Origin of the sequence: Streptomyces flavalbus (assembly GCF_042674625.1) — a bacterium.
Classification (GTDB): domain Bacteria; phylum Actinomycetota; class Actinomycetes; order Streptomycetales; family Streptomycetaceae; genus Streptomyces; species Streptomyces flavalbus.
In genome coordinates, this window is record NZ_JBHTEB010000001.1 from 7,519,629 (window position 1) to 7,540,525 (window position 20,897).

General features: G+C 72.7%; 18 protein-coding genes and 2 pseudogenes. 9 read left to right on the forward strand and 11 right to left on the reverse strand.

Features of this window, described 5'->3' with window-relative positions:
• Positions 1–11: 11 nt before the first annotated feature.
• The 6 genes and pseudogenes from ACFQZ6_RS33520 to ACFQZ6_RS33545 form a co-directional block, all read left to right on the forward strand.
• Positions 12–800 (forward strand): annotated as a pseudogene (locus tag ACFQZ6_RS33520) (NAD(P)-dependent oxidoreductase); the annotation flags it as partial.
• A gap of 64 nt (positions 801–864) precedes the next feature.
• A pseudogene (locus tag ACFQZ6_RS33525) lies at positions 865–2,004 on the forward strand (hypothetical protein); the annotation flags it as partial.
• Positions 2,005–2,159: 155 nt separating this feature from the next.
• Entirely contained in the window at positions 2,160–2,618 is a 459-nt protein-coding gene (locus tag ACFQZ6_RS33530) for a hypothetical protein (protein ID WP_381617075.1), read from the forward strand.
• A 78-nt stretch (positions 2,619–2,696) separates the two neighbouring features.
• Positions 2,697–2,882, forward strand: a complete 186-nt coding sequence (locus ACFQZ6_RS33535) for a hypothetical protein (RefSeq protein WP_381617078.1) — start codon at positions 2,697–2,699, stop codon at positions 2,880–2,882.
• Positions 2,883–2,890: 8 nt separating this feature from the next.
• A complete protein-coding gene (locus tag ACFQZ6_RS33540; RefSeq protein ID WP_381618861.1) occupies positions 2,891–3,130 on the forward strand; it encodes a hypothetical protein in 240 nt (79 codons plus the stop codon).
• Positions 3,058–4,047, forward strand: coding sequence for a BtrH N-terminal domain-containing protein (locus ACFQZ6_RS33545; RefSeq protein WP_381617081.1), 990 nt, complete (start codon positions 3,058–3,060; stop codon positions 4,045–4,047). The genes ACFQZ6_RS33540 and ACFQZ6_RS33545 overlap by 73 nt, the downstream gene beginning before the upstream one ends.
• Before the next feature lie 16 nt (positions 4,048–4,063).
• On the opposite strand, the gene ACFQZ6_RS33550 is transcribed toward ACFQZ6_RS33545, so the two are convergent.
• From ACFQZ6_RS33550 to ACFQZ6_RS33570, 5 genes are all read right to left on the reverse strand, one after another.
• A complete protein-coding gene (locus ACFQZ6_RS33550) occupies positions 4,064–4,903 on the reverse strand; it encodes a poly(aspartic acid) hydrolase (protein ID WP_381617084.1) in 840 nt (279 codons plus the stop codon).
• A complete protein-coding gene (locus tag ACFQZ6_RS33555) occupies positions 4,900–5,232 on the reverse strand; it encodes a DUF4387 domain-containing protein (protein ID WP_381617087.1) in 333 nt (110 codons plus the stop codon). Before ACFQZ6_RS33555 ends, ACFQZ6_RS33550 begins: the two co-directional genes overlap by 4 nt.
• Positions 5,233–5,234: 2 nt before the next feature.
• Positions 5,235–6,596: an acyclic terpene utilization AtuA family protein gene (locus ACFQZ6_RS33560; protein ID WP_381617090.1), complete on the reverse strand. Its 1,362-nt coding sequence runs from the start codon at positions 6,594–6,596 to the stop codon at positions 5,235–5,237.
• Between the two features lie 33 nt (positions 6,597–6,629).
• Positions 6,630–7,910 carry an MFS transporter gene (locus ACFQZ6_RS33565; RefSeq protein WP_381617093.1) on the reverse strand — a complete coding sequence of 427 codons (1,281 nt, stop codon included), beginning with the start codon at positions 7,908–7,910 and terminating at the stop codon, positions 6,630–6,632.
• Between the two features lie 127 nt (positions 7,911–8,037).
• Complete coding sequence (locus tag ACFQZ6_RS33570) at positions 8,038–8,757, reverse strand: GntR family transcriptional regulator (RefSeq protein WP_381617096.1); 720 nt, start codon at positions 8,755–8,757, stop codon at positions 8,038–8,040.
• 85 nt (positions 8,758–8,842) lie between these two features.
• Between ACFQZ6_RS33570 and ACFQZ6_RS33575 the strand changes: the two genes are divergently transcribed.
• Both ACFQZ6_RS33575 and ACFQZ6_RS33580 read left to right on the forward strand, forming a co-directional pair.
• Positions 8,843–9,562, forward strand: a complete 720-nt coding sequence (locus ACFQZ6_RS33575) for a response regulator transcription factor (protein WP_381617099.1) — start codon at positions 8,843–8,845, stop codon at positions 9,560–9,562.
• Positions 9,559–10,980 (forward strand): sensor histidine kinase, encoded by a 1,422-nt coding sequence (locus ACFQZ6_RS33580; RefSeq protein WP_381617102.1) that lies wholly within the window; start codon positions 9,559–9,561, stop codon positions 10,978–10,980. The genes ACFQZ6_RS33575 and ACFQZ6_RS33580 overlap by 4 nt, the downstream gene beginning before the upstream one ends.
• A 41-nt stretch (positions 10,981–11,021) precedes the next feature.
• Here the strand turns inward: ACFQZ6_RS33580 and ACFQZ6_RS33585 are convergent, their stop codons facing one another.
• The 4 genes from ACFQZ6_RS33585 to ACFQZ6_RS33600 all read right to left on the reverse strand — a co-directional run bounded on the left by ACFQZ6_RS33585 (position 11,022) and on the right by ACFQZ6_RS33600 (position 15,366).
• A complete protein-coding gene (locus tag ACFQZ6_RS33585) occupies positions 11,022–12,410 on the reverse strand; it encodes an MFS transporter (RefSeq protein WP_381617105.1) in 1,389 nt (462 codons plus the stop codon).
• Positions 12,407–12,889 carry a MarR family transcriptional regulator gene (locus ACFQZ6_RS33590; protein ID WP_381617108.1) on the reverse strand — a complete coding sequence of 161 codons (483 nt, stop codon included), beginning with the start codon at positions 12,887–12,889 and terminating at the stop codon, positions 12,407–12,409. The genes ACFQZ6_RS33585 and ACFQZ6_RS33590 overlap by 4 nt, the downstream gene beginning before the upstream one ends.
• Positions 12,890–13,204: 315 nt before the next feature.
• Positions 13,205–14,437, reverse strand: coding sequence for a cytochrome P450 family protein (locus tag ACFQZ6_RS33595; protein ID WP_381617111.1), 1,233 nt, complete (start codon positions 14,435–14,437; stop codon positions 13,205–13,207).
• Positions 14,438–14,658: 221 nt separating this feature from the next.
• A complete protein-coding gene (locus ACFQZ6_RS33600) occupies positions 14,659–15,366 on the reverse strand; it encodes a GNAT family N-acetyltransferase (protein ID WP_381617114.1) in 708 nt (235 codons plus the stop codon).
• A 155-nt stretch (positions 15,367–15,521) separates the two neighbouring features.
• Here ACFQZ6_RS33600 and ACFQZ6_RS33605 point away from each other — a divergent pair, with 155 nt between their 5' ends.
• Positions 15,522–17,540: a hypothetical protein gene (locus ACFQZ6_RS33605; RefSeq protein WP_381617117.1), complete on the forward strand. Its 2,019-nt coding sequence runs from the start codon at positions 15,522–15,524 to the stop codon at positions 17,538–17,540.
• An 18-nt stretch (positions 17,541–17,558) separates the two neighbouring features.
• Here the strand turns inward: ACFQZ6_RS33605 and araA are convergent, their stop codons facing one another.
• The gene (gene araA, locus ACFQZ6_RS33610) at positions 17,559–19,070 is read right to left on the reverse strand and encodes an L-arabinose isomerase (RefSeq protein ID WP_381617119.1); all 1,512 of its coding nucleotides are present in this window, start codon (positions 19,068–19,070) and stop codon (positions 17,559–17,561) included.
• A 75-nt stretch (positions 19,071–19,145) separates the two neighbouring features.
• Positions 19,146–20,825 (reverse strand): ribulokinase, encoded by a 1,680-nt coding sequence (gene araB, locus ACFQZ6_RS33615; protein ID WP_381617122.1) that lies wholly within the window; start codon positions 20,823–20,825, stop codon positions 19,146–19,148.
• Positions 20,826–20,897: the final 72 nt, after the last annotated feature.

Genomic DNA, 20,897 nt, shown 5'->3' on the forward strand with positions numbered 1-20,897 from the left:
ACGAGGAACACGTGCCACGCATCCTGATCACCACGGACTACCTGCGGCCCGGCGACAAGGTCGATCAGTATCTCCGGACGCACGGCCACACCACCGAGCACGCACCGATGGTCGGCCGACGCGACCCCGAGCGGCTCGTGGCCGCGCTCGACGGCGTGGACGCCGCGCTCGTCGCCAACGAGCCCCTGACCGCCGACGTCCTGTCCCGGGCGCCCCGGCTGCGGGCCGTCGTACGGACCGGGGTCGGCTACGACTCCATCGACATCGCCGCCGCGGGCAGGCTCGGCATCACGGTGAGCAACCTGCCGGGGATCAACGCCAACGCCGTGGCCGAGTACACCCTCGGCCTGCTGCTGGCCTCGGCACGGCGGCTGGTGCAGAGCGCGACGGGCGTCGCCGCCGGGGGCTGGCCGCGGGAGGACGGTCACGAACTGCGCGGCTCGACCCTGGGCCTCATCGGCTACGGGGCGGCGGCGCGGGCCGTGGTGCCCCTGGCGCGGGCGTTCGGGATGCGGGTGCTGTGCGCGACGAACGTGCCCGAGGACCTGCGGACCGACCCGTCCGTGCGGTTCGTCGACCTTCCGGTGCTCCTGGAGACCTCCGACTACGTGTCGGTGCACACCGGACTGACCGAGCGCACCCGCGGTCTCCTCGACGCCTCCGCCTTCCGCCGGATGAAACCGACGGCGGTCCTGATCAACACGGCACGTGGGGCCGTCGTCGACGAACGCGCCCTCGCCGACGCCGTACGCGGCGGCCAGATCGCCGCGGCGGCCCTCGACGTGGTGAGCGAGGAACCGCTCGCGGCCGACAGCCCGCTGCGGGACGTCGAGGACCTCCTACGACGCCTCCACCCCCACCGAGGACCTGGCACGCTGGGCCGTCATGGTCGACGAGGGATACGCCTGGGCCGCGTCCTCGTACCGGCGCGGCGGATACGGCGTCCGCATGGCCGCCGCCGACACCGAGAACGTGCGCCAACTCTTCGTCGACCGCTTCGGCCGCCCCGACCGGACCTACCTCCACGGCCAGTCGTGGGGCGGGAACGTCGCCGCCAAGCTCACCGAGACCCACGGCAGGAAGCGCGGCGCCTACGACGGCGTGCTGCTGACGAACGGCTTCCTGGCCGGAGGCTCACGCGGCTACGACACCCGCGTCGACCTGCGCGCGGTCCACCAGTTCTACTGCCGCAACCTGCCCCGCCCCACCGAGCCGCCGTACCCGCCCTGGCAAGGACTGCCCGCCGACTCCAGGATGACGCCCGACGAGGTGCACGCACGCCTCCAGGAGTGCACCGGCATCGACTCCGCCCCCGCCGAGCGCACCCCGCTCCAGCAGCGCAACCTCGACGACATCCTGGCCGTCACCCGTATCCCGGAACGCGCACTGGCCACGAACATGCGGTACGCGGCCTTCCTCGTCCGCGACATCGTCGTCCACCGGCTCGGCGGCCGTAACCCGTTCGGCAACCGCGGCGTCCGGTACGACGGCTCGCACGACGACGAGGCGCTCAACGCGGGCGTGGCACGCTTCTCGGCCGACCCCACCGCACGCCGTGACCTCTCCTACGACAGCGACCTCACCGGCCGCGTCACCGTGCCCGTCCTCACCCTGCACGCGATCGACGACCCCCAGGTCTTCGTCGAGCACGAGGCCGCCTACCGCGCCAGCGTCCGCAGCGCCGACCAGGGCGAGAACCTCGTCCAGACGTTCACGACGGAGAGCGAGCACAGCGCGCTCAGCGACGCCGAGTACGCCACCTCCCTCGCGGCACTGGACACCTGGGCGCGCACCGGCCAGAAGCCCACCCCGCACTCGATCGCGCGGGCCTGCGGCACGTTCGACGCCGCCCACGGTGGCGGCTGCCACTACGATCCCGCCTTCCAGCCCGCGCCGTTCGCCACCCGGGTCCGCCCCCGCCCCGGCGGACTGCGCTGGCCCGCCCTGTCCGCCGCCCAGGAACGGGCGTGGAGCCGTATCGACGGCGTGGGCATCGCCCCCTGAGCCACGGTCCGGCCAGTAGCAACTCCCTGACGAGTTACTGACGTTGACCCGGTCGTCGGACGCGTGCCACCGTCAAGCGTCCGGTCCGTCCGTCCGGGCGGGCCGGTTCGGGGTCCAGGGGAGGAGTGACGGTGACCATGGGTGGAAGGCGCATCGTGAGACGAGGGACGGCGGCTGCCGCGGTCATGACGGCGGCGGTGCTCACGTTGTCGGCGGCCGGACCGGGCGTGGCCGCGGTCGGGCCGTCGACCGCGGCGCGGGAGTCGGTGGCGGCGGGCGCCCTGAGCGATCCGACGCCTGAGGAGCAGGAGCGGTTGCGGGAGATCGCGGGCGCGATCTGGAGCCCGGAACTGGCGGCGGGATGGAACATGAACGCGGCGGTCGCCGCCGTCCTGTCGACCGCCACCGGCCAGATCCTCCGGTGCAGCGAGGCATTCTCCCTCGTGCCGCGCCCGCCCGGCTTCGTGCCGGGGCTCGGCTACCTGGTCAGCTACTGGAAGAACCTGCGCGATTATTTCCTGGCCGTGAAGGACAACCGGACCTACCGCGCCTGCGTGGTCACCGCCGCGGCCAACTACCGCTCGGCGATCGAGATGGCGTCGATGGGAATCTGACGACCGGGTGTGTCGATGGGGGTTCGCGTCGTTAGACGTGAGGATGACAGCGGGTCATCCTGACGAGAGGCGACGGCCATGCCCAAGGTCCGGGTACACAACGTGACGATCTCCCTCGACGGCTTCATGGCGGGCGTCAACCAGCGCGCGGACGCCCCCTTCGGTGACGGTGTCGGTTGGGGCGACCAGAACGTCGGCGCCACGATCACGGGGCGGAACATGTTCGGGCCGCAGCGCGGGCCGTGGCAGGACGCGCCGGGCTGATCGACGAGATGCACCTGGTGATCGCGCCGATGCTCATCGGGCGCGGCGAGCGGCTGTTCGACAACCTGGGGGGACGGGATCGAGGGCTACCGCGTGTCGGAGGTGGTCGGCTCCCCGAACGTCACGCACGCGGTGCTGGTCCGCCACCCGCACTGACCCCTATAGAGTGCCGGGCGTGGCCAGAGTCGTGGACGTCGACGCCCGTGGATTGCGGCACTGTGAGACGACGGCTGTCGGAGTGTTGCTGAGGCACCAAGGGGTCGAACTGTCGGAGCCCATGGTGTTCGGTCTCGGCTCCGGGCTGTCCTTCGTCTACTGGGACAGCAAGACCATGGGGTTCCCGTTCCTCGGAGGGCGGGTCAAGCCGTTCCAGCTCACCGTGAACCTCGCTGACAGGCTCGGGGCGCGGTTGTCGGTCCGGGAGACCACCTCGCCGCGCCGGGCATGGGACAACGTGGTCGCGGCCATCGACGGGGGGCGACCGGTCGGGCTCCAGCTCGACAGCTACCACCTCGACTACTTCAGCACGAAGGTGCACTTCGGCGGTCACATCGTGGCCATGTACGGCTATGACGACCACGACGCCTACCTGGTGGACACCGACCAGCAGGGCGGCGCGGTGTCCACCAGCCTGAGCAGCCTCGCGGAGGCCAGGGCCGCGCGTGGCCCGATGACCGCGCGGCACCGCTCCTTCACGCTGGACCTGCCGGGGGAACCGCCCTCGCCGCGGGAGCGTATCCTTCCCGCCCTCGCGGCCTGCGCCGACGCCTTCCTCCACCCACCCATCGCCAACCTCGGGTACCGGGGCATCGAGAGGGCGGGGGAGAGGGTACGGACATGGCTGGGGCGGACCGACGACCCGCAGCGGGACCTCCCGCGGGCGGCGCTCCTGATGGAGAAGGCCGGAACCGGCGGAGCGCTGTTCCGCAACCTCTACCGGGACTTCCTGGGGGAGTGCACCGAGGTGATCGACAGCGGCAAGCTGCGCACCGCCCACCGGCTGTACGCCGAGGCTGCCGCCCAGTGGACGCGGGTCGCGGCGCTGATCGCGGAAGCCGGTGCGACGGGCGACGCCGCGCACCTGGAGCGAGCGGGCCTCGTTCTCGGGGAACTCTCCGGTATCGAGCGCGAGGCCATGCGGGCGTTGAGCCAGGTCGCGGGCTGAGCGCGAGCGCGGTGGTCTACGGGGCGATCTGCGCGGCGAGGAACCGCTGGACGGCGGGCAGGACCGCGAAGTGGTCGTGCCCGGCGCCCGGAACCGTGTCCAGCCGGGCGTCGATGCCGTGCGCACGCCAGTTGGCGCGCAGGGCGTGGATGAGATCGGTGCGGTTCCCGGCCGCCGGGCCGGACCCGCGCTCGTCGGGAGGCGCGAGGTCGCCGGTGCCGGTGTCGTGCTCGCCGATGACCAACTGGACGGGGACGTCGCGCAGCGCGGCGAGGTCGGGCCTGGTGCCGAAGCGTTCCTCGGCGTCGGCCGTACCGTGCCACCAGGGTGTCGCCGGGTCCGCCAGGGTGACGCGTCCGGGCGCGCCGACGGACAGGGACGCCAGCCGGTCGGGGTGGAGGTAGGCGAAGCGGTGGGCGAACTGGCCGCCTCCGGAGAAGCCGTGGAGGTGGAAGCGGTCGCTGCGCACATGCCAGCGGACGGCCGCCTCCTCGACCATGGCCAGGAGTACCTCGTCCGGGCGGAACCCGGCCGGGGAGAGCAGCTTGTAGCTGTGCACGTCGTTCGGGCCGGTGATCTGGGCGGGGAAGAGCGGGGCGAGGACCACGCAGTCATGGCGTTCGGCGAAGTCGGCGAACGCGTCGCGGAGGCCCTCCACACGCCGCCGGGTGCCGTGCACGGCGACCACCAGGGGGCGGGGCGGGCCGTCGGGGCCGTGGCGGCCCGGCACGTACAGGCAGGAGGAGAAGCGCGGATCGCGGGCGAGGGCGAACAGCGGCGTGCGGCCGGTCAGGAAGGACACGCCGGGGTGACCGGCGGGCAGGTCCCAGGGGGACAGGGGGCGCTCGCCGGTCACGCGGTGCGCCCTTCCGCGAGAGGCTCCACGCGCAGGTCCATCAGGGGGGCGTACTGCTGACCGGCGTAGCAGTCGCTGTCGCGCGGGTCGCCCTGGACGTGGGGGCGGGGCAGGGAGACCTTCACGGCCAGCGCCCGGGGGTGGTTGACGAGCAGGATGTCCCGCGGGTCGGCCCCGTAGAGACGCGAGAACAGGTCCTCGTTGAGGAATCCGGTGGCCACCAGGGCGTCGTAGGCGGCCTGGTCGTGGCACATGAAGTCGAAGGTGAGGGTGAAGGGCCCGGCGTTCTTGGAGCGCACCAGGGAGCAGAAGTCGAGCAGGGTCGCCATGGTCACAGCTCCTCGGTGACGGTGCGGAACAGTTCGGTCGGGGTCACGCCGGTGACGACGTGGTTGAGGGTGAAGCGGTACAGCGGTCCGCGGTCGATCTCGGGAGGGGAGTAGGGGTAGGCGAGCGTGGAGACCAGACCGTCGTACTCGGGGATCGGCAGATGGCTGCTGGCGTGGGCGACGAAGGTCGCCACGGCGTGCGCCGTGGCCTGGTCCGGCGCGGTCACGGTGATGAGGACACCGAGTTCGCGGGGGCGCAGCGGCTCGGGTTCGGCGGCGGCCAGCACCGCGCCGTCGCCGTAGAAGCGGTAGTCGATATCCACGTCGGCGGGGTCGACGTCGCCGCCGAACACGTCGAGGATCTTGTCGGCGAAGTACTTCTTGGCGAACGGCACCAGGTCGGGCAGGTGCCGGATGACCACCTGGTCGCGCACGCCCCCGACGATGACGGTCTGGTGGCCCACCAGTTCGGCGCCTTCGAGCTTGTTGGTGTAGCCGTCGGCGGGGACGAAGCGTGCGCCGCGCACCCGGACGGTGCGTGCGTCGACGCTCTCGTACGTGGCGTCGGTGGTGTCGAGGGTGCCCGCCGGTTCCTCTATGTGGAACGGGTCGGCGTTCTCGTACAGGGTGTGGGCGGCGACCGAGCGGGGCGTGAGCCGACTGTCCGCGGCGAGGGTGGTGACGTCGAAGTGGTCGTCCCGCAGGTGCACCAGGAGCCCGTTGGCGGACGGGGGGACCGCGCAGGCGGCACCGCACTCGATCGTCTTCGCCATGTGCCAGGTCAGCCCGGGGTCGGCGCCGCGCATATGGGGGAGCGCGGCGAACAGCGCGGTGTCGCTGGCGCGTCCGGCCAGTACGACGTCGCAGCCGGAGCGCAGCGCCTCCTGGAGGGGTTCGACGCCCATCATGGCGACGGTGTGCCCGCGGGCGAACACCTCCGGGTCGAGGGCGGGAGCGTGCGGGAGCGGTCTGATGCGGTCGGCGTCGTGCAGCGCCCGGAGCCGCTCGGCGGGCTGGTCGGCGTAGATCAGGGCGAGCCTGAAGTGGAGGTTCTCCGCCGCGGCGATGCCGCGCACGAGGGCGGCGACGCGGTCCACGCCCACGTCGCGGCCGCTGGTGCCGCAGGACCCGATGATCAGCGGTACGCCGAGTTCCGCGCGGGCGGTCAGCAGCAGGCGCAGGTCGCGGGCGACGGCCTGGTCGGAGAGCTTCGGTTGCCCGGAGCCCAGGGCGGCGGGGCCGGAGTCGGTCGATCCCGCGTCGCAGGCGATGACGTGCGGGCGGGCCTCGACGCCGCGCCGGAAGGCCTCGGCGTCGAAGCCGGCGCCGAGGGCTCCGGTGGGAGCGAGGATGCGGAACTCCATGAGGTCTCTGTCTCCTTGCTGGGATGGCTGGGGTCAGGCCTTGGTCGTCGTGCGGGTGACACGGCGGGCCAGGCGGGTGAAGACGACGAAGGTGATCGCGGCGAACCCGGCGCCGTCCAGCAGCATGAACCGCCATCCGGTCAGGTCGACGGTGAGGCCGAGCAGGGCCGGGCCGAGCGCCGCGCCGGTCGACGAGGCGACCGTGTACAGACCGGTGTAGGTGCCCACGACATGTCTGCTGGGGGCCAGGTCCCAGAGCGCCACCAGGGCGTTCACAGCGAAGGTCGCGTAGCCGACGGAGGTGATCACCAGGGCGGTCACCGTGCCGGGCACGGTGGGGGAGAGGAAGCCGACGAGCAGGCCCACGACGAACAGGCCCACGCCGTAGCGCATGGCGTGCGCCTGCCCCAGCCGGGACGAGGCGTACGCGAGGGGGACGACGCAGACCAGGAAGGCGAGGGCGCCGGGCAGGGCGAGTCCGCCCGCCGCGCCCCGGGACAGGCCCAGGGCCTCCGTGCCGTAGGGGGTCATCAGGGAGCGCAGGGCGGACCACATGCCCGCGAAGCAGAAGATGCCGAGCATCAGCAGCGCCCGGGCGCGGGACGGGTCGCGGACCATGTCCTTGACGACGGCCCACGGGGAGGCGAACTCCGCGGTGGCCGACTCCTCGTCTGCCGCCGAGGCGGTACGGCGGCGGCGCAGGACCGTCCACGAGGCGGTGAGCAGCAGCAGCATCAGGGCCGGTGGGACGGCGAACGCGAGGGTGGTGCTGCGGTCGACGACCAGCAGGCTGATCAGGGACGAGACGACGATGGTGAGACTGACGCCCGCCTTGACGAAGCCCTGCGCCTTGCTCTGGTGCGTGGGGGAGACGTAGTCGGAGACGAGGGTCTCCGTGACGCCCTTGAAGGCGTTGGCCGTGGCCGCGAAGGCGACGACGCACAGCAACAGCGTGGGCAGGTCGCGCGTCCAGGGGATCAGGGCGAAGGGCACGGAGGCCAGTGCGGCACCGCTGAGGATGATCGCCCAGCGGCCCCTGCCGTCGCGGGCGCGACGGTCCGACAGGAAGCCCGTCCAGGGCTGGATCAGGACCCCGAGGACGTTGTCCATGCCCATGATCAGCCCGATCAGGCCCGCCGAGGTGAGGTAGTGGCGGAGTTCGGCGGGGACCTGGGCGTCGTAGAAGTTCCACACCGACTCCTGGGCGAAGACGGCGAGGGTCACCCACAGGACGGTCGTGGCGCTCATGCGCCGGGCGGGCCGCGCGGTGGGCGGGCGGGTTTCCCGGGGCTTGGGTGGTGCGGTGTCCGGCATGACGGCTCCTTTGCCATATGCCATAGCATCCGGTCTCCCGTGGACCGGAGCCGTGCGGCTGAGGGTTGTGCTATTTGCTATAGCTTCTCGGTCCGGGCTGTGCCCGAGCTGCCGATCCGCGGGCCTCTCAGTCCGCGAAGCGCGCCGTGATCAGGGAGTCGCTGGAGGAGCGGCTGTGCGCGATCATCAGCGCCGCCGCGCGTTCACCGGCACCGGAGGCGATGGCGTCGTAGATGGCGCGGTGCTGGCCGTAGCGCTCGTCCACCGCGGCGCGCCGGGCGCCGCTGACCTCGGACAGCACCGAGCTGCGCCGTTCGTCGGCGCCGAAGGCGTCGACCATGTGCAGCATCTGGAGCAGGGTGGAGTTGCCGCTGGCCTCGTCCACGAGCGCGTGGAACCGGCGCATGTGCGCGAGGATCTCCTCGATCAGCTTCCGCTCCTCCTCGCTGCCCGGCTCGCACTCACGGGCCGCCCCGCGCAGGCGGTCGGCCTCGTCGAGCACCGCGCTCATCTCCCGGCGCTGGGCCGCGGTCGACTTCTCGGCGGCCAGCCGGGCGGCCAGCGCGCGCAGGGTGTCCCCGATCATGGTGAACTCGCGCAGTTCCTCCTCCGCGAACTTCGCGATGCGTACGGAGCGCGGGCCCGTCCGCTCCACCAGCCGGTCCTGCTCCAGTCGGCGCAGCGCCTCCCGCACCGGCGTCGCGCTGATGCCCAGCGACTCGGCGAGACCCCGTTCGGTCACCTTCTGGCCGCGTTCGAGGACGCCCGAGACGATCGCCTCGCGGATCGCCGTGTACGCCTGGTCCCCGAGGGTCGCGGACATCGTGAGGTGAGGAAGCTGTGCCATGTGCAGTACCGTATGTGCTACAGCATCATTGTCAATATGTTGCGGTCGGTGAAATCCGACGTCAGCGGGACCAGCGGGAGCCCTCATGAACGCCGTCACCGACCCCGGGACCCCTGACCGTGTCCTCGTCGTGGACGACGATCCCGGCATCCGGCGCCTGCTGGTCTCCGCGCTGGAGTTCGCGGGGTTCGAGGTGGACACGGCGCGCGACCTGACCGAGGCCCTCGACCAGGTCGCCCGCCGTCCCCCCGACGTCGTCGTCCTGGACGTGATGCTCCCCGGCGCCGACGGCTTCGAGATCCTCCAGCTCCTGCGCGCCCGCGCCGTCGACGTCCCCGTGCTCTTCCTCACCGCCCGCGACGCCGTCGAGGACCGGGTACGCGGCCTGCGCCTGGGCGGCGACGACTACGTCACCAAGCCCTTCAGCGTCGTCGAGGTCGGCGCCCGCCTCCAGGCCCTGCTGCGCCGCGCCCGCGGCACGGCGCCCGCCGCCGAGGGGACAGCCCTGCGCTGCGCCGACCTCACCCTCGACGACCCCCGCCACGAGGTCCGCCGCGCGGGCCAGCTCATCGACCTCTCGCCCACCGAGTACCGCCTGCTGCACTACCTGCTGGACCACCAGGGCCAGGTCCTCTCCCGCGCCCAACTCCTCGAAGCCGTCTGGCAGTACGACTTCGGCGGCGACACCGTCGTCGTCGAACGGTTCGTCTCCAACCTCCGCCGCAAGATCGACCACGGACACCCACCCCTGCTGCACACCGTCCGAGGCGTCGGCTACACGCTCCGAGAGCGGAACCGCACATGAGCCTCGGAGGCCGTCGCCTGTCCTGGTCCTGGTCCTGGTCCAGCGTCCGGCTGCGCCTGCTCGTGGGGCTGGCCGTCCTGCTGGTCTTCGGCCTGGTCGCCAGCGCCGTCATCAGCGCCGCCCTCATGGAGGACTTCCTCGACCGGCGCGACGAGACCACGCTGCGCGCGACCGCCGACCGCCTCACCGAGGTCATCGGGCGCGGCCCGCAGACCGCCGACGCCGACCAGCTCGGCGCCCTGCTCGGTTCCCCCCTGGGCACGGTCGCCGTCGACGCGGACAACGAGGTCCTGCTGAGCACCGGCTCGGCGTCCCGGGCGGGGCGGCACCTGGCCGGGCTGAGCGTCACGGTGCCGACGGGCGACCTGTTCACCCTGGAGGGCGGGGACATCAGCGCGGTACGCATCCCGAGCCCCGGCCTGACCATCGACCGCGGACCCGGCCAGCCCACGGTCGAACCGGCCGCCGTCATCCTCTCCATCGACACCTCGGTGGAGGACGCGACCACGGCGACGCTGATCAACCGTCAACTCGCCCTCGTCGGAGCCGCGTTGCTGGTCCTGCTCGCCCTGTCCGTCCTCGTGCTGCGGCTCGGCATGTTCCCGCTGGTCCGCATGGCCCGCAGCGCCGACGCCATCGCCGCGGGCTCCCGCACCGAACGCCTGCCCACCCACCGCAACGGCAGCGAGGCCGACCTGCTCGCCAAGGCGGTGAACCGGGCCTTCGACGCCCAGGCCCGCGCGGAGGCCACCGTCCGCTCCCTGGCCGCCGACACCTCCCACGAACTGCGCACCCCGCTCACCACCATCTCCGGCTGGCTCGACCTGCACCGCCAGGGCGGCCTCTCCGGGCCGGGGGGCCTGGAGACCGCCTTCGAGCACATCGAGAACGAGGTGGGGCGGATGCGCCTGCTCGTGGAGGACCTCTCCCTGCTCGCCCGCCTGGACGCGGGCCGCCCCGTCGAGCAGGACGACGTCGACCTCACCGCCCTGGCGGCCAGCGTCATCGAGGACGCCCAGATCATCTACCCCCAACGCGACATCACCCTGACACCCGCACCGCCCGCCCCCGTCACCGGCGACGCCACCCGCCTCCAGCAGGTCCTGCGCAACCTCGTCGGCAACGCGGTCCAGCACACGCCGCCCCAGACCGCCGTACGCGTCGAGATCTCCGACACCCCCGAGCACGTACGACTCGCCGTCATCGACGACGGCCCCGGCATCTCCCCCGAGGACCTGCCCCGCGTCTTCGAACGCTTCTGGCGCGCCGAGGCCAGCCGCAGCCGCGCCTACGGCGGCTCCGGACTCGGACTCGCCATCGTCGAGGCGATCGTCCACGCCCACCACGGCGAGGTCGACGTGGCGTCGCGGCCGGGCGCCGGGACCACCGTCACCATCCGCCTGCCGCGCACGCCCTAGGCATCTGGAGCCACCCCGCGGCGGTCCCCTGGGCGGCACCCTCACGCGTCGCGGCCGACGCGGCCCAGTGACCGGTCCGCGACGCACACGAGCAGGAACACCGCCGTCACGCCGACGAGCAGCCACGCCATGGAGTGCAGCCCCGAACTGGTGGCGCCCGCACGGAAGAACACCGCGTTCGCCGCCGAGGCGAACAACGCCCCGACGTACATGAACGTACGCAGCAGTCCGGCCGACGAGCCCATGCGCGCCGGGTCGGCCTGCGCGTACAGGGCGTTCTGGTTGGCCAGCCCGATCAGCCCGTGCGGGATGCCCACGGCCGCGCTGAGCAGCACGAGCAGCCAGACCGGGCTGTCGCCGCCGAGCGGCAGCAGGGCGGCGACGCCCAGGCACTGACAGACGGCGCCCACCACCAGCTTGCCCCGGACCTGCCCCCGGCGGCCCGTCAGCGCGGTGACACCGACGGCGGTCACCGACAGCGGCAGCAGAAGCAGACCGGCCTGGGACGCGTCCAGCCCCCGGCCCTCCTGCACCCACTGGCTGTAGCCGTAGAAGAAGGCGTACGACGTGGTGTAGGCGAGGAGTTGCCGGGCGAACGTCATGAGCAGGGGTGGGTTCCCGCCGAGGACCCGCAGGTCTATGAACGGCTCGTCCGCGCGGAGTTCGCGGCGGACGAACACCGCCCCCGTCACCAGGCCGAGCACCGGCAGGTACCAGTGGGCGACGGCAGGGTCCATCAGGAAGAACATGAACGCCGTCAGGGACCCGGCGAACAGCAGCATCCCCGGCGTGTCGGTGCGCGCCGCCCTGGCCGGGGGAGTGGCGCGCGGCAGCCACAGCGCGCCCAGGACCAGGCAGGCCAGGGACAGCGGCACGTTGACGGCGAAGACCAGCCGCCAGCCGCCGGTGCCGATCAGCAGGCCGCCGAGGGCGGGTCCGACGACCGCGAAGACCTGGTTGGAGACCGACAGCGCCGTCAGGACCCCGCTGGGGCTCTTCTCGCCGGTGCGCTCGGACTCGGAGCGCAGCAGCGACATCGAGGCCGGGAAGGCCGCGGAGGTCCCCAACCCGAGCAGGACGCGGGAGGCGACCAGCGCCCACAGGTTCGGCGCGAGGGTGCCCAGCAGTCCGGCGGCGCCGACCAGGGCGGTGCCCAGCAGATAGAGCCGTCGCGGCCCGAACGTGTCCACGAGTCGGCCGATCACCGGCTGGCCCACGGCAGTCGCGAGGTAGAGGCCCGAGACCAGCCAGGCCGTCTGCGAGGGCGGCACGTCGAAGGCGCGGCCGATGGGGACCAGCGCGACCGCGAGCATCGAGGAGTTGACCGGGTTCAGGACCGAGCCGAGGACCATGGGCGCGACCAGGCGCCGGTCGAAGCCGCTCCGCTCACCCTGCCGCGGCCCGCGTGAGCGTCGGGCGAGCCGGGTCACGCCTGCGCCACCCTGTCGAGCAGTGCCATGGCGGTGATGACGGCCCGCACCTCTTCCTCGGTGCCGTGCTCCTGGAGGGCCCGGGCGAGCCACTCCTGACGGGCGAGGCGGTCGCCCCGGCGCCGCTCGTACCCGCGCTCGGTGAGCGAAACCAGTTGGCGGCGCCCGTCGTCGGGGTCCTGGCTGCGGACGACGAGCCCGGCCTGCTCCAGGGCGAGCACGGTCTTGGCCATCGACTGCGGCCGTACGCCCTCGGCGGCGGCGAGGTCACTGGCGGAGGCGGGGCCGTTGCGGGCGAGGCGGCGCAGGACGGAACTCTGCGGCGGAGAGGGCTCCCGGTCCTCACCCCGGCCCGGACCCACCGCTTCCTCGGCGGCCTCCAGGGCCCGCAGCTTGCGGCGAATCCGGCTCACCACCACCCAGATGTCGGCAGCCGCCTGAAGCGCGGCCTCGGTCGGGGGTTCGTCGTCCGTGGTCATGCCCCGAGAGTAGATCGACAGCCCAGGCTGTACAACCTGGGCTGAAGAAATGACGCGGGATGATGCCCCGCCCCAGTCCGGAAGGGACCAGGGTTTCAGCGGGCGTGCTCGGAGGGTGGTCGCTGCTCAACCTCCCCCGTGCCATCCTTCCCGGAACAACTCGTCGACCTGGTCGAGCAGGCGGGGCCTGCGCGTGGCCGCCGAACTGCGGCTGCCCCCGGAGGAGTACAGCGGTGCGGGCCTGGTCGTCATGGCGAAGCGCCCCGACTGAGGCGGCGGCGCCGCAGGTCGGCGGCGGCTACCAGCTCGCTGAGGTCATGGCCGGTCCGCCGGCGCGGGACGCAGCACGACGGGGACGCTGGTGTGTGCGTTGCTGATGAGGCTCGGCAGGCGTCGCAGGTCCTCGGTGGCGAGTCGGGCGTCGGGGAAGCGGTCGAAGAACAGGCGCAGGACGGTGGCGACTTCGAGGCGGGCCAGCGGGGCGCCGAGGCAGAAGTGGACGCCGTGCCCGAAGGCGAGGTGCTCCTTGCTGACCCTGGTCGCGTCGAACCGGTGGGCGTCGTGGTGCAGGTCGGGGTGCCGGTTGGCGGCGGCGTAGGAGGCGAGGATGGCGTCCCCGGAGCGGATGGTCCGCCCGTCGGGGAGCGGGATGTCGGTGAGGGCGTAGCGCAGGGGCAGGTACTTGACCGCGGGCTCGTGGCGCAGGGTCTCCTCGACGACGTCCTGCCAGGTGCACCCGCCGGAGCGGACGTGGGCGAGCTGCCGCGGGTCGGACAGCAGGGCGGTGAGGGCCTGGTCGATGACGTTGACGGTGGTCTCGTACCCGGCGCTGATCATCAGCAGGAGGGTGTCGCGCAGTTCGGTGGCGCTGAGGGTGGAACCGTCGCCCTCCTCGTCGCGGGTGGCGATCAGCAGCGAGGTCATGTCCTCGCCGGGCGCGGTCCGCCTGGCGTCGATGAGATCGTCCAGCAGGCCGTAGAGGGCGGCGGTGTTGGCGGCCTGTTCCTCGGCGGTGAGGTGGGTGGCGAACACCTTGTCGACCACGGCGCGGAACTCGGCGCGCCGGTGGGCGGGGATGCCCAGGAGCTGTCCGATGACGGCGAGCGGTACCGGGTAGGCGAGGTGCTCGCGCAGGTCGACGCTCTCCCCGGCCGGGCGGGCGGCGAGGTCGTCGAGCAGGCCGGTGACCAGGGCCTCGATGCCGGGCTGGAGCGCGGCGGTGCGGCGGGCGGAGAGCGCGGGGGCGACCATGCGGCGCAGGCGGCTGTGGTCCGAGCCGTACGCGGTGAACATGTTCTCCGCCGCGATCCACAGGGCCAGCGGCCAGGTGGTGATGGTCCGGGCGAAGTCCGGCCAGTGGGCGCGCCCGTCCTTGGAGACGTCCTTGCTGGTGAGTAACTGCTTGAGGAGGGCGGGATCGGAGACGGACCAGGCGCGCACACCGAGGATGTCCACGGGGGTGGCGGGACCGCGCTCGCGCAGGGTCTGGTGTTCGGCGTCCGGGTCGCTACCGGTGGGGTCGAGGACGAGTGCCTGCTGTTCGGACATGACGGGACCTCTTTCCGACAGAGGGGAAGGCGACCGGCCGGGTCACAACCTGCTTCGGTGCGGGGCCGGTTGCCGTGGCGACAGCGTGCTGGAACGGGTACGGAGGAGCCAGGAGCGCGTCTTGCATTGTGCTGGTGATGGGCGGCGCGTGCCACGGTGGGGCGCGCGGGGCCTGGTGCCAGCAGCGGAGATCCCTACAGTTCCGGCCACGGCACCGCGACCTACGACGGCCCCGTGCGGAAACCCCGGAAGGTCACCTGTCCGCGCGTTTCGAAGCCGAGGCGCTCGTACAGCGCGATGGCGGCGGTGTTCGTCTCGGCCACGTGCAGGAAGGGGCGCTCGCCGCGCGCCACGATCCGCGCGGCGAGCGCACCCACCAGACGGGCGGCGTGGCCCCGCCCCCGTGCCTCGGGAGCGGTGCAGACGGCGCTGATCTCCGTCCAGCCCGGCGGACGGAGGCGCTCCCCGGCCATCGCCACGAGGGTGCCTCCGGCCCGGACGCCCAGGTAGGTGCCGAGTTCGTGGGAGCGCGGCCAGAAGGGACCCGGCTCGGTCCGTGCGACGAGGGCGCGCATCTCGGGCACGTCCTCCTTGCCCAGTACGACCAAGCCGGTGTCGGGACCGGTCCCGGCCCGGTCGGGGAGGTGGCCGCCGGGCCAGATCATCTGACGGCCCGCGAGACTGAAGACCGGCTCCCAGCCCGGCGGCGGGGCGGCCGGACTGCTGAACAGGTCGGCGAAGGCGCCCGGACCCCCGAGCAGCTCGGCGAGATCGGCCCAGTCCGCGGCGTCCGGCTGGACGGGCACCGCGGAGAAGGTCGCCACGTCCGCGAGATAGGTGGCGGCCCCGCCGCGCCGCCGGGCGAGACGCGCGTGCGGACCGCCGAGCGACTGGCCTACCGGATCATCGAGCACCGAGTCGTCGTTCACCCTCGTGACGGTACGGCCAGGAAGTCGGCGGACGCGAACGCCGGTCACCGTCGGCGGTCGAAAACTTTCGCCGCCCTGTACGTGACCCGGGGGCGCTGCCTTGAATGTGACCACTGCCGCCCGAACGGGCTCAGGTACACGTGAGGAGTGGTCGAGTGTCATCCACCGAGGCCGGGGTTCCGGAATCGCTTCGCTTCGGTACGGGGCGCGTGGTGCTCGACCCGGTGACGGGCGCGCCGACGCGGTTCGCGGACGACGGGGCCCCGGCCCGGCGCTTCCTGCTCGACCAGGCCAGCGCACCGTGGCACTCGGTGGAACACCAGTGGGGCAGCGGGCACCTGGTCACGGACCGGGGAGCGGCCCGCTGGCTCGCGCCGGCACGGCTGTGGGCGGCGGGCGACAGCGTGGAGACGGTGCACACACCGCTGCCCGGCGTCCGGGTGGAGGCGCGGCGTTCCGTGGCCGGGGACCTGCTGCGTGAGCGCTACACGGTCGTCAACAGCGGTGACGAGCCGCTCGCCGTCACCGGCCTCGGCGTCCAGACGCCGTTCGCCGACTGGTACCAGGACGCGCGGACCTCCCTGGAGGAGGCGGTGCACGCCCACGTCTTCGCCGGCGGCACCTGGGCGTGGGTCCTGGCCCAGCCGATGTCGGGTGGGGGGCGCTGCCTGGGGCTGGTCGTGCGGGAGGGCGCGGTGCGGGCGTACTCGGTGGAGTCCCGCAACCAGGACTCGCAGTCCCACGTCCGGGGCCACCTCGTCCTCCAGGTCACCGACCACGCCCGCAACCCGCACGCGTTCGGCGGACAGCCGGTGCTGCGGCTGGCGCCGGGGGAGTCGACGTCGGTCGCCTGGGAGCTGGGCTGGTACGCGTCGGTCGACGACTTCACCGCCGCCACCCGGCCACCGGCCGTCTTCTCCGCGTACGCCGCCGAGACCGGGACCCCGATCGTCGTCGAGGCGGCGTCGGTGAGCAGCCCGGACCCGGAGGTGAAGGTGGAGCGGGAGGCGGACGGCCGGTACCGGGTCGAGTCGTCCGCGCACGGCACCCGCACCCTGGACATCGGCGACGGCGCCCGTACCGAGGTCCTCTTCCACCTCCCGCTGGAGGAGGTCGTCCGCCGCCGCGTCGCCTACGTCATCCGCCACCAGCGGGCCACGGAACGCCCCGGTCTGCTCGCGCACGCCTTCGTCCCCGTGAACACCCGGACCGGACTGACCAGCCCCACCAACGGCTGGTCGGACTGGTCCGACGGCTCCGAGCGGATCGCCATGCCGCTGCTGTTGCAGGCCGCCACCGCCCACGGCCTCGCGGACCCGCGGGAGACCGGCCCCCTCCTGGACGGCTGGTCCGACTTCGCCGTGCGCCACCTGCTCGACGCGAGCGACGCCCCGCGGCGCGGATCCCAGAGCTGGCACATCGAACCCCGGTTGTACGACATGCCCTGGCTGGCCCGCTTCTTCCACGACCGGTACCAGGCGCACGGCCGCGCAGAGGACCTGGAGCGCGCCGCCCGCGTCATCGAGCGCCGCTTCGACCTGGGCGGCGCCACCCATCTGTCCATCGACGTCTCCCCGGCGACGACGGCCGTCTGCGACACCCTCGACACCGTCGGCCAGACCGCCCGCGCCGACCGCCTGCGCGACCAACTCGTCGACAGCGCACGTCAATTCCTCCGCATGGGCCGCCAACTGCCCGCCCACGAGGTCAGCTACGAGCAGGCCATCGTCGCCCCGCTCCTCGACCTCCTCAGCGACGCGTACGCCCTGACCGGCGAGGCCCTCTTCCACGACGCGGTCGAGGAGCGGCTGCCCTGGCTGCTGGCCTTCGGCGGACCCCAGCCGCACGCCCGGCTGCACGGCATCGCCATCCGGCACTGGGACGGCTACTGGTTCGGCGAGAACCGGCTCTGGGGTGACGTCTTCCCGCACTACTGGAGCGTCCTCACGGCCACTTCCCTGCTCCGCCTGCCGACCACCCTCCGTACCGCGGACACCGACCGGCTGGCCGAGACGATCCTGCGCGCCAACATGGCCAACTACCACGAGGACGGCTCGGCCACCTGCGCCTTCGTCATGCCCTCCACCGTCGACGGCCGCGCCGCCCACGCCGCCGACCCCCTCGCCAACGACCAGGACTGGCACCTGGTCCTGTGGCTGCGCCAGTTGAGCTGACGGCTCAGCCACCGGGCCTCACATGCCGAGGGCCAGGCGGTGGTACGCCTGGTTCCAGCGCAGTTCGCGGTGGAACCGCCGGAACGTGGTGGTCTCGTCGATGAGGGCGAGTTCCACCTTCAGCATCTCCGCGAGGTCGTCCAGGTGCTCGGCGGTGAGCGCCGTGCTCAGGACCGTGTGGTGCGGGCCGCCCGCGGTCAGCCACGACTCCGTGGACGTACGCAGGTCGGGCAGGGGCCGCCAGACCGCGCGGGCCACCGGCAGGGCGGGCAGCGGGTGCGGCGGCGGCACCACGTCGACCTCGTTGGCCACGAGGCGGAAGCGGTCACCGAGGTCGCTCAGACCGACGACGACGGCACGGCCGGGGGCCGCGTCGAACACCAGCCGCACGGGGTCCTCGCGGCCACCGATGCCCAGCGGGTGGATCTCGCAGGCGGGCGTGGCACCCGCGAGCGACGGACACACCTCCAGCATGTGCGCGCCGAGGATCAACTCGTCGCCGGGTGTCAGGTCGTAGGTGTAGTCCTCCATGAAGGACGTGCCCCCGGGCAGGCCCTCGGCGGCGACCTTGAGGGCGCGCAGCAGGACGGAGGTCTTCCAGTCGCCCTCCCCGCCGAAGCCGTAGCCCTCGGCCGTCAGCCGCTGCACGGCGAGCCCCGGCAACTGGCGCAGGCCGCCGAGGTCCTCGAAGTTGGTGGTGAACGCCTTGAAGCCGCCCTCGGTGAGGAACGACCGCAGGCCCGCCTCGATCCGTGCGGCGTACCGCAGCGACGCGTGGCGCTCACCGTCCGCCCGCAGCTCGGGCGCCAGACGGTAGGCGTCCTCGTACTCCTTGACCAGAGCGGTGACCTCGCTCCCGTCCACCGAGTCGACCACCTCCACCAGGTCGTTGACGCCGTAGGTGTTGACGGAGACGCCGAAGCGGAGCTGCGCCTCGACCTTGTCGCCCTCGGTGACGGCGACGTCGCGCATGTTGTCGCCGAAGCGGGCGACCTTGAGACCGGCCAGCTCGGCACGGGCGGACGCGGCACGCGCCCAGGTCACGATGCGGTCGACCGTCACCGGGTCGGAGACGTGACCGGCGACCGTCTTGCGCGGCACGCCGACGCGGCCCTGGACATGCCCGAACTCGCGGTCGCCGTGGGCGGCCTGGTTGAGGTTCATGAAGTCCATGTCGATGGTGTCCCAGGGCAGGGCCACGTTCGACTGGGTGTGCAGGTGCAGCAGCGGCTTGCGCAGCGCGTCCAGGCCAGCGATCCACATCTTCGCCGGGGAGAAGGTGTGCATCCAGGCGATGAGGCCCACGCACCGGTCGTCGCCGTTGGCGTCCAGGCAGACGCGGCGGATGGCGGCGGCGTCGGTCAGCACCGGCTTCCACACGACCCGGACCGGCAGGCCGTCCGCACCCGCCAGGGTGGCGGCGATCCGCTCGGACTGCTCCGCGACCTGCTTCAGGGTCTCTTCTCCGTACAGCCCTTGGCTGCCGGTGAGGAACCAGACTTCACGGACGGGGGAAGGGGCGCTGGACACGTGAACTCCTGGGGAGAGAGTGGTTCGGTGGTTCAGGTGCCGACCGCGACGGACGCGGTCGGCGGGCGGGCGGGGTCAGTTGGCGGTCAGCGAGGCGTTGCGGACGGCGCGCAGCCGGTGCAGCAGGTCGTCGGCGCCGAAGTGGTCGTGCAGCAGCCGGTACTCCGCGAACAGCGCGTCGTAGGCGTCGGCGCGCGCCGGGTCGGGCACGTAGACGGCGCGTTCCAGACGGCCCATCGCGGCGGTCGCGGTGCGCACGTCGGGGTACGCCCCCGCGGCGACGGCGGCGTGGATGGCCGACCCGAGGGCAGGGCCCTGCCTGGACGCGGCGAGGGACACCGGGCGGCGCAGGACGTCCGCGTAGATCTGCATGAGCAGTTCGTTCTTGGCCAGTCCACCGGCGACGATGAACTCCTCCACCGGTACGCCACCCCGCTCCAGGGCCTCGACGATGACCCGGGTGCCGTAGGCCGTGGCCTCCAGCATGGCGCGGTAGACGTCCTCGGGTCGGGTGGCGAGGGTCAGGCCGACGATGACGCCGGACAGGTGGTGGTCGACGAGGACGGAGCGGTTGCCGTTCAGCCAGTCCAGGGCGATCAGGCCGTGACCGCCGACCGGCTGGCCCGCCGCCTTGCGGGTGAGCAGGGCGTGCAGGTCCTCGCCGCGTTCGGCGGCCTCGTCGTAGTACGCGCGCGGGACGCCCTGGCGCAGCACCCAGGCGAAGATGTCACCGACCGCGCTCTGCCCGGCCTCGTATCCGTACGCCCCCTCCACGATGCCGCCGTTCACGACGCCGCAGATGCCGGGGACGTCGGCGAGGACGGGGGCGTTGACGACGTGGCAGGTGGAGGTGCCCATGATGGCCAGCAGCCGCCCGTTCTCCACCGCCTGGGCCGCGGCGGCGGTGACATGGGCGTCTACGTTCCCGGCGGCCACCGCGATGCCGGGGCGCAGGCCGGTCCACGCTGCGGCCCGGTCGCTCAGCGAGCCCACGCGGGAGCCGAGCGGGGAGAGCGGGAAGTCGAGCCGGGTGCGGACGAAATCGGCGAACCGCGGGTTCAGCGCGGCCAGGTAGCCGTCGTCGGGGTAGCTGCCGTCCTGGTGGATGCCCTTGTAACCGGCGGTGCAGGTGTTGCGGGACTCGGCGCCGGTCAGCTCCCAGACGATCCAGTCGGCCGCCTCGATCCACCGGGCGCAGGCGTCGTAGACCTCGGGGTCCTCCTCCAGCACCTGTAGCGCCTTCGCGAACTGCCACTCCGCGGAGATCCTGCCGCCGTACCGGCCGATCCACTTCTCGCCCCGCGCGTGCGCCAGCTCGTTGATGCGGTCGGCCTGGGCCTGCGCCGCGTGGTGCTTCCAGAGCTTGGGCCAGGCGTGCGGGCGCCCGGCGAGGGCGGTCTCGGCCAGGGGGGTGCCGTCGGCGAGCGTGGGCAGCACCGTGCAGGCGGTGAAGTCGGTGGCGACGCCGACGATGTCGGCGGGGTCCACGCCGGACGCGGCCACGGCCTCCGGCACGGCCCCGCGCAGCACCTCGCGCCAGTCGTCGGGGTGCTGGAGCGCCCAGTCCGGCGGGAGCTGCGCACCGGTGCCGGGAAGGCGCTCGTCGATCACCGCGTGGGCGTACTCGTGGACGGCGGAGGCCAGTTCCTGACCGTCGCGTACCCGGACGACCACGGCGCGGCCCGACAGGGTGCCGAAGTCGACGCCCACGGTGTACTGCTCGCGGTCGTCGGAGGAGGCTCGGAGGGAGGTCACCGGATCGCCTTTCGAAGGGGCCGTACGGCGGCGGACTGCTCCGCGGGCCGACGGACGGAGTGGGTCTTGCCC